Origin of the sequence: Acidipila rosea (assembly GCF_004339725.1) — a bacterium.
Lineage (GTDB): Bacteria > Acidobacteriota > Terriglobia > Terriglobales > Acidobacteriaceae > Acidipila > Acidipila rosea.
In genome coordinates, this window is sequence record NZ_SMGK01000004.1 from 346186 (window position 1) to 361300 (window position 15115).

The following is a 15115-nucleotide window of genomic DNA, read 5'->3' on the forward strand; positions in this document are numbered from 1 at the left end:
ATCCTGACCTGCTTACGGTCTGGAAGTCTGTCCTGGGCCTGACGGTTCTCCTTAGTACATTCAGCGTGCCATTCTGGGCCATTTCATCTAAGCCGTTTCAAATGAGCTGGTTGAAGCCTCCTTCAGCACGCAGTCTCCTCTCCGGGCGGTCTCGCTCCCTTCCCGATTCGGGACAAATTTCCTCCCGGCCCTAAGCTATCTCTCTGAATATGCGCGGTTTAGAGCAGAATGGCGCGTTTCTTCCCATTCCGGGAATGGAACCAATACAATCGGAAAGCGATGACCACACTTCCCGAGACATTCTTCCGCGCCGGCCAGCGCGCGTCCGACGCTCTGCGACCCGTTCGCCTTACCCCTGACTTTGTCGCTACCGCCGAGGGCTCCGTGCTCATCGAGATGGGGCAGACGAGGGTTCTCTGCAATGCCACCGTTGAACAGGGAGTTCCCTCGTGGATGCGCAACAGCGGCCGCGGCTGGGTCACCGCTGAATACGGCATGCTGCCGCGCGCCACCCTTACCCGCACCGCCCGCGAATCGGAGCGGGGCAAGGTCGGCGGCCGAACCCATGAGATTCAGCGGCTGATCGGGCGTTCGCTGCGAGCGGCGGTAGACATGCAGGCGCTGGGGGAGCGCACCGTCATCCTGGACTGCGATGTGTTGCAGGCCGACGGCGGCACGCGTACCGCGGCCATTACCGGCGCGTGTGCGGCGCTGGCCCTGGCCCTGAACCGGATGCTGGCCACAGGTGCGCTCAAGAAGCAGCCTCTGCGGCAAATGGTTGCCGCCGTGAGTGTGGGCATTGTGCAGGACACGGTGCTGCTCGACCTCGCCTATGAGGAAGATTCTCAGGCTGATGTGGATATGAACGTGGTCATGACGGAGTCGGGCGCGCTGGTCGAGGTTCAGGCCACGGCGGAGCGTGAAGCCTTTCCGCGAGCCAGGATGAATGCCATGATGGACTTCGCCGAGCAGGGCATCCGCCAGCTTTTCGAGGCGCAGAGGCGCATGCTGGAAGAGGCCGCTGCCCGGTAGCCGGGGAGTAACCGAGACGGAGAACCGGTCTCGTTCCAGGGTTTGTTTTTCGTGGACTGGAAGAGCCCTTTCACCTCTGGTCTTCACTTTTTTCGGAGAGAGTAAGCCGGTCGCAACGCGAGAGGCTTTTCACGCGGTAAAATTACCGCGAAGCGTTTTTGTATTTTCTAGAGAGAGCAGGAGAAGCAACAATGTCACTCACACCAGGAAAACTGGCCGGAATGAAGGCAGTATCGAACGAGCGGGGCGTGATTGCCGCCGCGGCAATGGATCAGCGCGGATCACTCAAAAAGTCGCTGGCCAAGGAACAGGGCGTAGCCGATGTGCCCGATTCAGCGCTGGAAGAGTTCAAGTCGCTCGTCACTGAAGTGCTCACGCGCCACGCCTCGGCCATCCTGCTCGATCCGGAGTTCGGTCTGCCCGCATCGAAGCGGCGCAACGGCAAGGGGCTGCTGCTTGCTTATGAGAAGACAGGCTACGATGCCGCATTACCGGGCCGCCTGCCTGATCTGCTCGATGTCTGGTCGGTACGCCGTCTGAAGGAAGCCGGTGCGGACTGCATCAAGATCCTGCTCTACTACACTCCATACGAGAAGACGGCGATCAACGACCACAAGCATGCCTGGGTCGAGCGCATTGGCGATGAGTGCCGCGCACATGATATTCCGTTCTTCCTGGAGACGGTCGGTTACGACGTTCACGGCGAAGACGAGAAGGGTCTCGGCTATGCCAAGCGCAAGCCCGAGATCGTCACCGGCTCCATGGAGGAGTTCGGCAAGGAGCGTTACGGCGTAGACGTCCTGAAGGTGGAAGTTCCCATCCAGATGGAGTATGTGTCCGGCACCCGCGCCTTCAAGGGCGTACAGGCTTACACCCGCGCCGAGGCGCTCGAGCACTTCCGTACCTCCGCGTCCTCTACGCACAAGCCGTTCATCTACCTTTCGGCAGGCGTATCCAATCCTGTCTTCATCGAGACCCTTGAGCTGGCGATCGAGAGCGGCACCAGCTTCAATGGCGTTCTCTGCGGACGCGCCACCTGGAAGGACGGCATCGCCGTCTATGCCAAGCAGGGTGCGAAGGCATTTGAGGAGTGGCTGAACACCAAGGGCGTCGAGAACATCAACAACGTCAACAAGGCGCTCGAGTCGGCGAAGTCGTGGTTCGATAAGGTCGATATGAAGGCCGGAGCGCTGGTCTAAGGCGTTACTGACCCAGTTCCCACAAACTGAAGCGCTGCTGTCCCTGACGGGCAGCGGCGCTTTGTTCTTCCCCATTTCTGCATCCGGCGAATCGCTCGGACCCATCCAAACCTCATGCTCGATAATCCCATCTGGTCTGCCCTTTCTACCTATCACCGGTCGTTTGCACAGGGTAACGAGTTGGCCTTGCGATACATCGCCCCCGTCGGACCCCTTAGTGCGATCCGTGAGCAATCGCCGGCTGCTTATGAAGCACTCGGCCAGCTGCTGGGAAACGAAGAAGCGGCGGCCTTGTTCCTGGAGAGCACTCCCCAGCTGCCGCACGGCTGGAAGAACATCCATGAAGCGTGTTTGCTGCAGATGGTCGACGAATCCGTTGCTGCCGTGAGCGAAGGGCCTCGTGAGGTCGAGCTGCTGTCCGCCTCGGATCTTCCCGAGATGCTGGCGCTCACCCAATTGACCCAGCCTGGCCCCTTCCGCGAGCGGACAATCGAACTCGGCCGCTATTACGGCATACGCCACGAGGGGAAGCTGGTGGCAATGGCGGGCGAACGTCTCCAGATGCCGGGCTTCACTGAGGTCAGCGCCGTCTGCACGCACCCTGATCACCGCGGTCGGGGCTACGCCGCCATACTTATCTCGATGGTAGTCCGCGGGCTGCGAGGCCGGGGCATCACGCCTATGCTGCATGTCCGCGAAGCAAATGCCTCGGCCATCCGTCTCTACGAGCACCTGGGCTTCAGGGTTCGCCGCTCGTTTCATCTGGTGGTCGCGCGGCGCTGAGCTTATTCGGCCGTGGGATCGTCCCGCTGCGGAATACCCCAGCGATAGACCAACTCCGCATATCCGTACTGCGCGTTGCGATCCGTGGGATAGATGGCGGCGATCACGCTCTTGCCCCATGCATGCGCGTAGTAGAAGTTGAAGGCGAAGCTCTTCGTTGCCTGCCAGTCTGCGCTCATGTCGTAGACCGATGCGAAGGTGGAGTGTCCATTGTTCGGACGCCCCACATAGCCAAAGACTTTGTTGTCAAAGGCGCCGCCGCCCTGGTACCAGAGATCGCTGTTTGAGGTCAGCTGCAGCCAATGCAGGTCCGAACGCAGTGCGAGCTTCTTGGTGGGCGTGTCCATCGCCTGTACAAAGGTGTCCTGGTTATTCATCAGGTTGTAGAAGGGAAAGCGCGCGTAGACGCGCGGGGTGGGCAGCACCTGGAAAAAGGTGCTGTGCCTGCTGTCGCCAGGGCTCTTGTCCCCGCTTGAGCGGAACCATCCTCCGCGCAGCCATGGTGCAGTCGGCGCCTTCGTCAGCTGGTAGCCGCCTTCGAGGGCGACCGCGCCTGCGCCATCGCTCTGCTTGCCCCAGTTGCCGTTCTGCAGCACCCCCCACGCGAGAAAGTCAAAATTGCCCGGGCCTGCTGGAATGCTGGTGAGGAAGTCTCCGCCATAGGTTCCGAGCCGGATATTCTTCTTATCCGCCTGGCGCACGGCCAGGGGGCGGTTGTCGGTTTTCAGGATGCCCGTACGCCCATCGTGATAATCCATGGCAAAGACGCGCCACAGGAGATGCTGGTTCCACTCGTACTTGCTGAAGGCCATGTATTGCAGATCGACGTTCAGCTCCGGATTGCCATTCATGTTGAAGACGCCCTGGTCGGCGCGCGCCGCGATGCCGGTCAGGTCCCATGATCCAGAACCGTAATGGCCATCCACTCCGTCGAAGCTGCGCTGGGCATTTGTAAATCCGAAGTTGCCCACCAGCCGCTGGCCGATGCGGTTGTTTTGCAGCCAGAGCAGGGTGCGGTTTTTGGGGGTGGTCTCCTGCCCCTCAAAAAACTCATAGCGGCCCAGCCGCAGGTTTTTGTCAGGTCCCTTGAAGTGGTAACGCAGAAATCCCTGCTTGAAGAAGGCAGTTGCCGGATAATCGTTATTCCCATTGGCTGCATAGTAGGTGGCCCCGAGGCCGAGCTGCCCTTGCGCAGCTACCGCGGAGACCGAGTCTTTCGGCAATCCGAGCACAGCCGGCTGCGACAGCTCTGCCATCCAGTCCCAGTGCCGGGTGCGCCGGGCGACGGCGATGCGCAGCAGCGATTCGGTGTAGCTGTAGGTCTCGGAGTTCGGGGGCGCGGCAAACCACTGCCACACATCGAGGCGTGTGCGGTCGTAGATGGAAATGCTTACCGGCGGACCGCCGCGCTTTGAAGCCTGGGCAGGGGCAGGGATCACCGTCAACGCAAAGAGAAACGAAACAAGAAGGGCTTTCAAGAAGACGCTCCAGTAGGCGGAATAAATTGCCGCTCAGACTGGGAGCGATGAGACGGCAGCACGTCCAGGTGCCGCTGACGATGAATGACCCTACGATGACACAACAGATTTCGCACAGCAAGCGAAATTTTGATGCGTGGGCAGGCAGACCCTCGGCAAAAGAAACGGCGCAGAGCGAAAGCTCTGCGCCGTTTGGAGTGGCCGTTGTGCCTAGAACTCAAGCCGCATCGAAACCTGACCGGTACGGCTGCCGCCGAAGTCGGATCCGCGTGCGCTTGTGATGGTTCCGAACTGCGGGCTCGACACATCCATAATCGGATCGGCGAGGTTGGTGTGGTTGAGCACGTTGGTGAAGGTCCCTTCGGCGCGCAGGTGTACGCGCTCCGTGATCGCGAAGATTTTGCTCAGGCCTGAGGACAGGTTGACCATGCCTGGTCCTTCAATTGAGCCAATCTGTGCCGTACCGAAGCGTCCAATTGGGTTCGCATAGGGGTTGCCGGGTTGGCCGTCGCCGGTGGTGCAGGCCGTGCCGGGCTGGTAATTCGGCTGTCCGGGGCAGATGAAGGATGCCTTGTTGACCCAGTTGTAGCGATTCTGCCCGTGGGGACGTGTGGGCCCCACGCGGTCCGGCTTCTGCGCGCGGCCCGGATAAGATCCGCCCACAGCAGATTTGCTCAGACCTGAACCGGTTCCGGAAGGATCACCCTGTCCGCCGGGGAAGTAGGCCGAGAGGTAAGGACCCGACTCGAGCAGGAAGACTCCGCTCAGCTGCCAGCCGCCCACCAGTTCATCGGTAAGCCGGTTCATGCCGCTGCCGAATTTACGTCCACGGCCCACGGGAAGCTCATATACGAAGGTGTTGTTCCAGCGATGACGACGTGTGCCGTAGACCTGGCCGAAGTCGACCGATGGATCGCGGCCGTAGGAGGAGCGCGAGCCGCCCACTTCTCCGGCGAAGCCGATATTGCTGGGGCCCTGGTTGTCGGCCAGGTTCTTTGCGAGGGTGTAGTTGGAGTCGAAGGTGAGCCCGTTGCCGTAGTGATGGCTCATCTCGACCTGCATGGAGTGATAGCTGGCATCCGCACCCGTGCTGCGGGTGTTGATGGTTCCCCAGTTCGGAAAGGGCCGCGCGCTCAGGGGCTGGTTAAAGGCGGAGACTGTGCTTGAATACGGCAGGTCATTGAGGTTCGGGGCCCAGACGAGGTGGTGCGTCTCCATGCCGATGTAGGAGATGCGCGCACCGTATCCGCTGCCAAATTCATGATCGACGGAGAGTGACCACTGTTCGGAGTAGGGATCTTTCCAGTGGACGTCATTGGCCGTGCCGAAGTAGGCCGTGCCGAAGGCTCCCGCTGCCGAGCTGGTGCCCTGTCCCGCATAGATTTGCGGCCAGGAGTAGGCAGGCCCGGTTGCTGTCTGGCTGTTCGCGTATTGTGTTGTGCCCGACTGCAGCGTGCCGGTCAGAGAGTAGAAGCTGGCGCCGAGGCTGGTGATGTTATAGAGGCCGATTCCACCGCGGATGGCGGTACGGTCGTCGTTGAATGGCCGGAAGGCAAAGCCGAAGCGCGGCATGAAGCGCTTGGTCGGGACCGTCTTCAGTCCGCTTGGCAGGCCGGCCGTGCTGTTGTTGACGACCGGGGTGCAGGGTGCGCCATTTGCGTCCGGGTTGCCGGTTGACTGCCCGACCGGGCAGCCGTTGAAGCTCGCCAGATAGCCGCGCGAGAGGTTCTTCTCTGAGCCATCGGGATAGACCACGCGGCCGGAGAGCGGGATGGACGGGTCGAAGTTGCCGATGTTTCCGGATGGGTCATAGTAGCCGGGCTGCAGCTCATATCGTATGCCGTAGGAGAGCGTCAGCCGTGGAGTTGCCTTCCAGTCGTCCTGCGCATAGACGGAATAGTGCTGGGTGATGCCGTCGTTATCCGCCGTGACCACGTCGTAGGCGGTGGCCTGCGGAGTGCCGATCAGGAAGTCGCCAAACTCTTGCCCGGTAAAGTTCGGCTTCTGATTGAAGGCAAACGTGCCGTAGTTATCCGCGCCAAAGAAGCCGAGGGGAGTGATGGCCTCGATATGACGAATATCCAGGCCGAATTTGAAGCTGTGGTTGCCCTTGCTCCAGCTCAGGTTGTCCGTGTACTGGAAGGTGCGCGACTTGGTTGTTGAGGCGAGGCGGTCTGCGTTGAGCGAACTCAGATAGTTGAAGTCCAGCTCCGAGATACCGTTGTAGAAAAGGTTCTGCAGACCCTGCAGTCCGGTAGAGGTTGCAAAGCCCGTGCCGTTGAAGCCATTCGTCGTACCCGTGGTATCGAGGGTAAAGCCGAAGCGGAATTCATTCAGCAGGTTTGCCGAGAAGTTGTAGTTCGCCGCGATCACGAAGATGCGGTCCTGCCCGATGGCATTGCCTTCCGGCACAGCAAGAGGTTCTGGCTGCGCCTGGTTGATGTTCTTCCAGGTAAAGCGTGCGAAGACCAGGGCCTTCTGTCCGAAGTACTGGTCGCCGCGTACGTCGAACTGGTTCGAGTTGTAAGCCGTGTTCTGGTTGACAATGTAGTTGATCTCGCCCGGAGTGTAGGCGCTGGTGTTGCCGGTGTTCGGGTCCGGGAAGAACTGCAGGAATTTCGATGCGGGCGTGCTGATAGGCACCGTGTAGTTGGGATAGGTGCCCCCGGTGAAGGGGTTGGTGAGCGGAGTCACTCCTGCCACCTGGCTGAAATTACCGGCTTTCATCTGCGCAGTAGGAACGCTGTACTGCGCCGGAGTTGCGCTTGGCAGCCGGAAGCCTTCGTAAGTGCCGAAGAAGAAGCTCTTGTCATGGCCGTTGTAGAGGTGGGGAATGACCACCGGGCCGCCTACCGTGCCACCAAAATCGTTGCCGACAATGTGCGGCTTGGTCAGCGCTCCGAAGGGAGTCGCATTGAAGGCAGAGTTCTGGTGATACCAGAAGGCAGCGCCATGAAGCGTATTGGTGCCGCTCTTGGAGATGCTTGTCACCTCGCCCGGCTGTCCGAACTCGGCGTTGTTGAGCACGCCATCGACGCGCAGTTCAGAGATCGACTCGCCCGAGGGAAAAGCGTTCTGCAGCGGCTGGTTGCTGGTGGTGTTCTGGGTGGTAACGCCGTCGACGGTCACATCTGCCTGCGAGGGCAGTCCACCCTGCACGGAGAACTGCACTCCCGTGCCCGAATTCTTGCCGGTGTCAGACTGCACGCCCGGCAGTGTCTGGATCAGGCTGAGCGGGCTTGTGCCATTCTGGCTGGCACGATAGTTCGCAGGCAGGTTGGCAACGTCGGTCGCCCCATAGGCGGAGCTGATCGAAGGCGTATCGGTCGCGATAGCGCCCGCTGCCGAAGCGTTGACCTGGACCTGCTGGCTGACGCTGCCGATCTTGAGCGTGGCATCGGCGCGCAGCTTCTGGCGAGAGGTGAGACTCAGATCGTTCAGGATCACCCCTTGGAAATTTGTGGCCGTGATCGACACCTTGTAGTGGCCGGGCGACAGGTCGATGACCTGGTAGTTGCCTGACGCATCGCTCACTGTATGTCGAGTTGTTCCCTCGGTGAGACTGGTTACGTCAATCTGCGCGCCCGGCACGACGGCGTCGCTGGAATCTTTGACTGTGCCCAGAATCGACCCCTGGGTCGACTGGGCATGCAGCATTGCAGGAAGCAGGAACAGGATCGCGGCACAGAAGTAGAGCCGCAGCAGGGACTTACGAAACATGGATAGGCCTCGAAAAGGAGTTGCTCTCAGCAGAAAAAGGACAGAGCGATTCTAGGCACAACGGTAGTCTCGAATCGTTAATAAATTACAACAATTTGATGAGAGATAAGTAAAAATTATTCGACGAGTCGCCAACCGCGTATCGCATGGCGCAATTTGCGCTTGACCGGTTCCTGCTCTTGCCTGAAAGTAGGCCATGACTTAACTTCCTTTCATTTGAGGTCCTTTTGCTCATGCGCCTCGCTATGCAACTCTCTCTTGCGGCGGCCCTTTTCCCTGCCGCTCTTGCTGCGGCGCAGGCTCCTGCAGCCCTCAAACCCTTTATTCAGGAAGACGCTCCGGTGCTGGTGCTCAATAACGTCCGCTTGATTGACGGGACTGGCGCCCCCGCCCGCGAGCGGGTCCGCATCGACATCGACCACGGCAAGATTGTCAATGTGCAGAGCGCCATGCTCCGGAATGCCTTTCCTCCCGGCGCTAAAGTCATCGACCTGACGGGCCGGACCGTCATCCCCGGACTGGTTGGCATGCATGAGCACCTCTTCTACCCTCTGCCCGACGGAGGCCCCGGTCTGCTGCCGCTTTATGGCGAGATGGCCGATTCCGCTCCCCGCCTCTACCTTGCGGCCGGCGTCACCAGTGCGCGCACCGGGGGCAGCCTTGAGCCCTACACCGACATCTCCGTCAAGCAGGCCATCGATGCCGGCGCCATTCCCGGCCCGCGACTGCACCTCACCGGGCCTTATCTTGAAGGAGCGCCCGCCATCGGCCCGCAGATGCGTGAGCTCACCGGCCCCGATGACGCTGCCCGTCTGGTCGACTACTGGGCTGCCGAGGGCGCGACCTCATTTAAGGCCTACATGCACATCACCCCCGAGGAGCTGAAGGCCGCCATCGACCGCGCCCATGCTCACGGGATGAAAGTCACCGGCCATCTCTGCTCCGTAGGCTTTACCCAGGCGGCCGAGCTCGGCATCGACAATCTCGAACACGGCCTGGCCGTCGATACGGAGTTCTACCCCGGCAAAAAGGCAGGCGTCTGCCCCGGCCAGCGGCCGCCCCAGCAGGCGATGGCATCGTTCGACATCGAGTCCGCACCCGTACAGGCCATGATCCGCGATCTGGTATCTCACCACGTCGCCGTCACCTCGACGCTCGCGATCTTTGAGAGCTTCGTTCCTAACCGGCCGCCGCTGACCGAGGAGAGTGCCGCCAGAAAGGCGCTTGCTCCCGATGCCTGGAGCGCCTATGTCACCACCCGCGCCGCTATCGCCGAGGCGGGCGCGAAGTCATACTGGCCCGCGCTGCTCACCAGGGAGATGCAGTTCGAGCGCGATTTCGTGAAGCAGGGCGGTGTCTTGATGGCGGGCTGCGATCCCACCGGCTATGGCGGCGTCCTGCCCGGCTTCGGCGACCAGCGGGAGGTGGAGCTGCTGGTTGAGGCAGGCTTCACCCCGGTGGAGGCCATCCATATTGCGACCCAGAATGGCGCGAGATTCCTCGGTGACGATTCCGTTGGCACTGTCGCAAAGGGAAAGACGGCAGATCTGGTCGTGATCGAGGGCAATCCTGCCGAGAAGATCGAGGATATAGAAAAGGTCGAGACTGTCTTCAAAGGCGGCATAGGGTACGATCCAGCGAAGCTGCGGAACTCGGTCGCCGGGCTTACGGGCATCCGCTAGTTTCTTTTGTTCCTGCCGCATGGACAGCAATGGGTGTTGTCCTTCTGCATCGGGACGGGAAGTGCTTTAAAGTAGAGACGGCAGGCACATGGCGCGTAATCTCTACATTCTGGCAGCAACATTGTTGCTCTTCGCGCTGATCTGCGGCGGAATGACCTTCACCTCCGGCATCTCGCAGCCCGGTCTGCCGGGCAATGGATCGCTGTGGAAGACGATTGCGCTTTTTCTGACCCTCGGGGGTCTTCTGGTGGCCCTGTTGGGCATGATGACCCAGATGTTCGAGCAGGTCGAGCGCCGGGCCGAGGAGCGGAAAGAGCAGCAGCGCTCCGGCCGTCGTGGGAATCCCCTGGGATAAGGCACTACAATATAGGCAGGCATACTGCCGCTGAAAGAGCTTGAACAGCATGTACGAAGTAACCGTAGAGGCGGGTTTTTCCTCCGGGCACTACCTCCGGAACTATAAAGGTAAGTGCGAGAACCCGCATGGACACAATTACAAGGTGAAAGTCACCTTGCGCGGCAACACGCTTGATAAGGCCGGGCTCCTGCTCGATTTCAAAGACCTGAAGCAGGTCATGCGCCCTGTCGTCGACCGACTCGACCACCAGATGATCAACGACCTTGAGCCCTTTACCGAGATCAACCCCTCGGCGGAGAACCTGGCCCGCTACTTCTTCGACGAGACCAATAAACAGCTCTCCGAGATGACAGCCGGCCGCGTCCATGTCAAGGACTGCACCATCTACGAGACCGACACCACCACTGCAACCTATTACGAGTAGCCCTCTTGCACCTGATTGAGCTTTATAAATCCGTTCAGGGCGAGTCGAGCTTCGCCGGTCGCCCCTGCATCTTTGTCCGCCTCGCCGGGTGCAATCTCCGCTGCTCCTGGTGCGATTCGGAATACACCTTCGCCAGCGGCTTCAGGCAGTCGGAAGACGAGGTTGTCGCTGCCATCGAAAAGCTCGCCCCGGTGAAGCTGGTCGAGTTCACGGGTGGCGAACCCATGCTGCAGGAACGTGAACTGATTCCGCTGATGGAGCGGCTGCTCGCCTCAGGCTATGAACTGATGATCGAAACCAGCGGCGAACGCCCACTGGAGCGGGTTCCCCCAGCGGTCCATAAGATCGTCGACGTCAAGTGCCCGGGTTCAGGCGAGCAAGCAAGCTTCAGGCTTTCCAACCTCGAATACCTTTCCTCCCGTGACGAGGTGAAGTTCGTTCTCACTGACCGCCGCGACTATGAATTTGCGCGCGAGTTCCTCAGGAAACACACTTTGGAGAGCCGGGCAGGGAGCATTTTGCTTTCACCGGCGTTTTCAAAGACTCCCAGCCCGGAACGGAGCACGATCAACTGTCTTCTGGACCCGCGTGAACTGGTCGAATGGATGCTTGCCGATGGCCTGGAAGCTCGTTTAAGCCTGCAGATCCACAAGTACGTATGGGAGCCGCAGAAAAAAGGTGTCTAAGTTGAAAATATTTTGTTTGGGAGGCGTTGAGTGCGTTGACGCGCCTCTCGCAGCTTGCTAATCTTAGAAGGTTCGATCTGACAGCCGGAATTCACTTCCTCTGTCAATCCTTCGAACAAAGCTCCACAGATTATCTGGCCGTCTGGCGCAACTTGCCGCCGGCTGGAAAAACGGAATCTGTGGACCTCATCAGGGGAACGAGATCAATAGATCGATCCTGATGGGCGAATCGCATCGGAGCCTGCGACACCTTTCACCTTGGAAGGCTATGCAGGCCGGAATCAGCGAAACGGAGCCGACTTAATGAGGTCCAGCTGTTTGGGCCTTGTAAAACGTGCGGTCACCGTCCTGATTCTCGTCTGGCAGGGAAGTAAGGACGCGAAGCATGAACCGTAAGGCTTCGCGCAGGTATCGGCTGGTGCCGGTCTTGTGCGCGCGAAGGCGGTTGATTGCTCGCATGAAGATGAGTTTTTAGCAGGTAAGGAGTTTGGTTTGCCTACATTCAGTCAGCTCGTAAGGAAGGGCCGCACGGCGCCGCGCTATAAGACGGCCTCGCCTGCGCTCCAGGGATCGCCGCAGCGTCGCGGAGTCTGCACCCGTGTCTACACGCAGACCCCCAAGAAGCCGAACTCGGCGCTCCGTAAGGTAGCTCGTGTCCGCCTGACGAACGGAATCGAAGTAACCACATACATTCCCGGCATTGGCCACAACCTGCAGGAGCACTCGATTGTGCTGATCCGCGGTGGCCGTGTAAAGGATCTTCCGGGCGTCCGCTATCACGTTGTACGGGGAACGCTGGATTCGGTGGGCGTTGCAAATCGCCGCCAGGGCCGTTCCAAGTACGGAGCCAAGCGCGCCAAGGCTGGCGCAGCGGCGCCGACCAAGGGTAAGAAGTAAAGGTCAGCGATTCAGCTGGTGCGCCCCGGTGGCGCCTGAGCTCTGAATCGCTGGCAGATCACAGATAAGCAGCAGACGAAAGATTAGGAACTATGCCGAGAAAAGGTCATATCGCGAAGCGGGAAGTAGCACCGGATCCGGTCTACAGCTCGACACTCGTCACCAAGTTTGTGAACTCCATGATGTGGGGCGGCAAGAAGTCGACCGCGCAGGGCATTTTCTACGAGGCCATGCGTAACCTTGAGGCGAAGGGCGGCGGTGACGATGCCCTCAAGCTCTTCAAGAAGGCTGTCGAGAACTGCAAGCCGCTGCTTGAAGTCAAGAGCCGTCGTGTGGGTGGCGCGAACTACCAGGTGCCGATCGAGGTCAACCCTGAGCGCCGTACCTCCCTCGCGATTCGCTGGCTGGTCAGCTATGGCCGCTCGCGTGGCGAAAAGGGCATGGTTGACAAGCTGACCAATGAGTTGCTGGATGCGGCCAATGGCCGTGGCGCTGCGATGAAGAAGAAGGAAGATGTTCATCGTATGGCCGAAGCGAACAAGGCTTTCGCGCACTATCGCTGGTAGGAGTGGTTGGCGGCAGTGTTGAGTTGGGCCGGGTGCTGGATTCCTGGCTCAGAACAGAAATTGCAAGTAGCGGCGGGCTTTAAAGTCCGCAAGAGTAGAGAGAAAAGACTGTGGCTCGCCAAGTACCTTTAAATCGTTGCCGGAATATCGGAATCATGGCGCACATCGACGCCGGAAAAACGACGACGACCGAGCGCATTCTGTTCTATACGGGTATTACGCACCGCATCGGCGAAGTCCATGAGGGCACCGCGACGATGGATTACATGGAGCAGGAGCAGGAGCGCGGCATCACCATTACCTCGGCTGCGACGACCTGCACCTGGAACAATATCCGTATCAACATCATCGATACGCCCGGCCACGTAGACTTCACGGCCGAGGTGGAGCGCTCGCTGCGCGTTCTCGACGGTGCCGTTGCGTTGTTTGACTCCGTATCCGGTGTTCAACCGCAGACGGAGACGGTGTGGCGTCAGGGCGACAAGTACAAGGTTCCCCGCATCTGCTTCGTTAACAAGATGGATAAGGCGGGCGCCGACTTTGAGCATGTCATCGAGACCATCCGTAAGCGTCTTGGTGCACGTGCGGTGGCGATCCAGATCCCGATCGGGGCAGAGGCGAATTTCAAGGGAGTCATCGACCTTATCGAGATGCGCGCCATCCTCTGGCACGACGAGACGATGGGTGCCAAGTATTCCGTCGAGGATATCCCCGAGAGCCTACTTAAGAAGGCCGAAGCCTTCCGCATGCAGCTTATCGAGACGGTTGCCGAGAATGACGACGAGATGCTGCACAAGTTTCTCGAGGGTGAAACCCCCACTGCTGCTGAGCTCAAGAAGTCTCTTCGCTCCGCGACCATTGGAATGAAGGTTTTCCCGGTCCTTTGCGGTACGGCATTTAAGAATAAGGGTGTACAGACGCTGCTCGACGCGGTGGTCGATTATCTGCCCAGTCCGCTCGACGTGCCCCCGGTTGAGGGCATCGACCCATCTGATCCTTCGATCACTTTGGTCCGCGAGGCAAAGGATGATGCGCCGTTCTCCGCTCTGGCCTTCAAGCTGATCAATGATCCCTTCGGCAAGCTGAGTTTTATCCGTATCTACTCGGGTGGCCTCAAGACCGGCGATACGATCATGAATCCGCGCACTGGCAAGACGGAACGCGTCGGACGTCTGGTCAAAATGCACGCTAACAAGCGTGAGGATATTACCGAGATTTACGCAGGTGACATCTGCGCGGCGGTCGGCCTCAAGGATGTAAAGACGGGCGATACCCTCTGCACGCCGAATGCTCCTGTAGCGCTCAGCGCAATCACCTTCCCTGAGCCGGTTATTTCGGTAGCGATTGAGCCGAAGACCAAGGCTGACCAGGAAAAGATGGGCATGGCTCTGGCCCGCCTCTCAGATGAGGATCCGACTTTCAAGGTTCGCACCGATGAAGACTCGGGTCAGACAATCATCAGCGGCATGGGCGAATTGCACCTCGAAATTCTTGTCGACCGTATGAAGCGTGAGCACAAGGTGGAAGCAAATGTGGGCGAGCCCAGGGTTGCCTTCCGCGAAACCATCCGCAAGACCTCCGAGGCGGAAGGCAAGTACATCCGCCAGACCGGTGGTTCGGGTAACTACGGCCACGTCAAGATTCGCCTTGAGCCAAACGAGCCGGGTGCAGGCTTCGAGTTCGTGAACGAGATTAAGGGCGGCGTGGTTCCGAAGGAATACGTCAAGCCTACCGAACAGGGAATCCGCGAAGCACTCCAGGGAGGCGTTCTGGCTGGCTACGAGATGGTCGACTTCAAGGCAGTTCTTTTCGATGGCAGCTATCATGACGTCGATTCGAACGAAATGGCCTTTAAGATTGCCGGATCAATGGCCTTCAAGGAGGCGGCGCGTAAGGCGAGTCCTGTTCTTCTTGAGCCGGTCATGGCAGTTGAAGTGACGGTGCCCGAAGAGCATATGGGGACGATTATCGGCGATATCAACTCCCGCCGTGGTCGCATCGAGGGCATGGAGCACTCCGGCGGTTCGCAGGTAATCAAGGCGATCGTGCCGCTCAAGGAAATGTTTGGATACGTGAACGAGATTCGCTCCTCTACACAGGGGCGTGCTTCCTACTCGATGCAGTTTGCACGGTATGAAGAGGCGCCGCGCATGATTTCGGAAGAGATCATCGGGCGCAATCAGGGTAAGTAAACCACGGGGAATGAAGCAGTAGGGAGAGAGGAACAGGGAAATGGCGAAGGAGAAATTTGACCGGTCGAAGCCGCACGTGAATGTGGGAACGATTGGAC

12 protein-coding genes are annotated in these 15115 nt (G+C 59.5%); 10 read left to right on the forward strand and 2 right to left on the reverse strand.

The window, feature by feature from the left end:
- Positions 1-279 precede the first annotated feature (279 nt).
- The 3 genes from rph (at position 280) to C7378_RS13650 (ending at position 3014) form a co-directional block, all read left to right on the forward strand.
- Positions 280-1032 (forward strand): ribonuclease PH, encoded by a 753-nt coding sequence (gene rph, locus C7378_RS13640; RefSeq protein WP_131997797.1) that lies wholly within the window; start codon positions 280-282, stop codon positions 1030-1032.
- A 191-nt stretch (positions 1033-1223) separates the two neighbouring features.
- Entirely contained in the window at positions 1224-2231 is a 1008-nt protein-coding gene (locus C7378_RS13645; RefSeq protein WP_131997800.1) for a tagatose 1,6-diphosphate aldolase, read from the forward strand.
- 114 nt (positions 2232-2345) lie between these two features.
- Positions 2346-3014 (forward strand): GNAT family N-acetyltransferase, encoded by a 669-nt coding sequence (locus tag C7378_RS13650; protein WP_131997803.1) that lies wholly within the window; start codon positions 2346-2348, stop codon positions 3012-3014.
- 2 nt (positions 3015-3016) lie between these two features.
- On the opposite strand, the gene C7378_RS13655 is transcribed toward C7378_RS13650, so the two are convergent.
- Positions 3017-4492 (reverse strand): alginate export family protein, encoded by a 1476-nt coding sequence (locus C7378_RS13655; RefSeq protein ID WP_243648256.1) that lies wholly within the window; start codon positions 4490-4492, stop codon positions 3017-3019.
- Positions 4493-4702: 210 nt separating this feature from the next.
- Positions 4703-8212, reverse strand: coding sequence for a TonB-dependent receptor (locus C7378_RS13660; RefSeq protein WP_131997806.1), 3510 nt, complete (start codon positions 8210-8212; stop codon positions 4703-4705).
- 233 nt (positions 8213-8445) lie between these two features.
- Between C7378_RS13660 and C7378_RS13665 the strand changes: the two genes are divergently transcribed.
- The 7 genes from C7378_RS13665 to fusA all read left to right on the forward strand — a co-directional run bounded on the left by C7378_RS13665 (position 8446) and on the right by fusA (position 15017).
- Entirely contained in the window at positions 8446-9894 is a 1449-nt protein-coding gene (locus C7378_RS13665; protein ID WP_131997809.1) for an amidohydrolase family protein, read from the forward strand.
- An 88-nt stretch (positions 9895-9982) separates the two neighbouring features.
- Positions 9983-10249, forward strand: a complete 267-nt coding sequence (locus C7378_RS13670; protein ID WP_131997813.1) for a hypothetical protein — start codon at positions 9983-9985, stop codon at positions 10247-10249.
- 49 nt (positions 10250-10298) lie between these two features.
- Complete coding sequence (queD, locus tag C7378_RS13675; RefSeq protein WP_131997816.1) at positions 10299-10676, forward strand: 6-carboxytetrahydropterin synthase QueD; 378 nt, start codon at positions 10299-10301, stop codon at positions 10674-10676.
- Between the two features lie 5 nt (positions 10677-10681).
- On the forward strand, positions 10682-11362 hold the full coding sequence (locus tag C7378_RS13680) for a 7-carboxy-7-deazaguanine synthase QueE (protein WP_131997819.1): 681 nt from the start codon (positions 10682-10684) through the stop codon (positions 11360-11362).
- Between the two features lie 492 nt (positions 11363-11854).
- The gene (rpsL, locus tag C7378_RS13685) at positions 11855-12259 is read left to right on the forward strand and encodes a 30S ribosomal protein S12 (protein ID WP_131997822.1); all 405 of its coding nucleotides are present in this window, start codon (positions 11855-11857) and stop codon (positions 12257-12259) included.
- Positions 12260-12351: 92 nt separating this feature from the next.
- Positions 12352-12825, forward strand: a complete 474-nt coding sequence (rpsG, locus tag C7378_RS13690) for a 30S ribosomal protein S7 (RefSeq protein WP_131997825.1) — start codon at positions 12352-12354, stop codon at positions 12823-12825.
- 110 nt (positions 12826-12935) lie between these two features.
- Positions 12936-15017: an elongation factor G gene (gene fusA, locus C7378_RS13695; protein ID WP_131997828.1), complete on the forward strand. Its 2082-nt coding sequence runs from the start codon at positions 12936-12938 to the stop codon at positions 15015-15017.
- Positions 15018-15115 lie beyond the last annotated feature (98 nt).

Excerpts from the sequence above, each read along its gene's own strand:
- rpsG (WP_131997825.1), top strand. The coding sequence starts at position 12,352 with ATGCCGAGAAAAGGTCATATCGCGAAGCGGGAAGTAGCACCGGATCCG.
- queD (WP_131997816.1), top strand. The coding sequence starts at position 10,299 with ATGTACGAAGTAACCGTAGAGGCGGGTTTTTCCTCCGGGCACTACCTC.
- rph (WP_131997797.1), top strand. The coding sequence starts at position 280 with ATGACCACACTTCCCGAGACATTCTTCCGCGCCGGCCAGCGCGCGTCC.
- C7378_RS13650 (WP_131997803.1), top strand. The coding sequence starts at position 2,346 with ATGCTCGATAATCCCATCTGGTCTGCCCTTTCTACCTATCACCGGTCG.
- C7378_RS13665 (WP_131997809.1), top strand. The coding sequence starts at position 8,446 with ATGCGCCTCGCTATGCAACTCTCTCTTGCGGCGGCCCTTTTCCCTGCC.
- C7378_RS13660 (WP_131997806.1), bottom strand. The coding sequence starts at position 8,212 with ATGTTTCGTAAGTCCCTGCTGCGGCTCTACTTCTGTGCCGCGATCCTG.
- C7378_RS13670 (WP_131997813.1), top strand. The coding sequence starts at position 9,983 with ATGGCGCGTAATCTCTACATTCTGGCAGCAACATTGTTGCTCTTCGCG.
- C7378_RS13645 (WP_131997800.1), top strand. The coding sequence starts at position 1,224 with ATGTCACTCACACCAGGAAAACTGGCCGGAATGAAGGCAGTATCGAAC.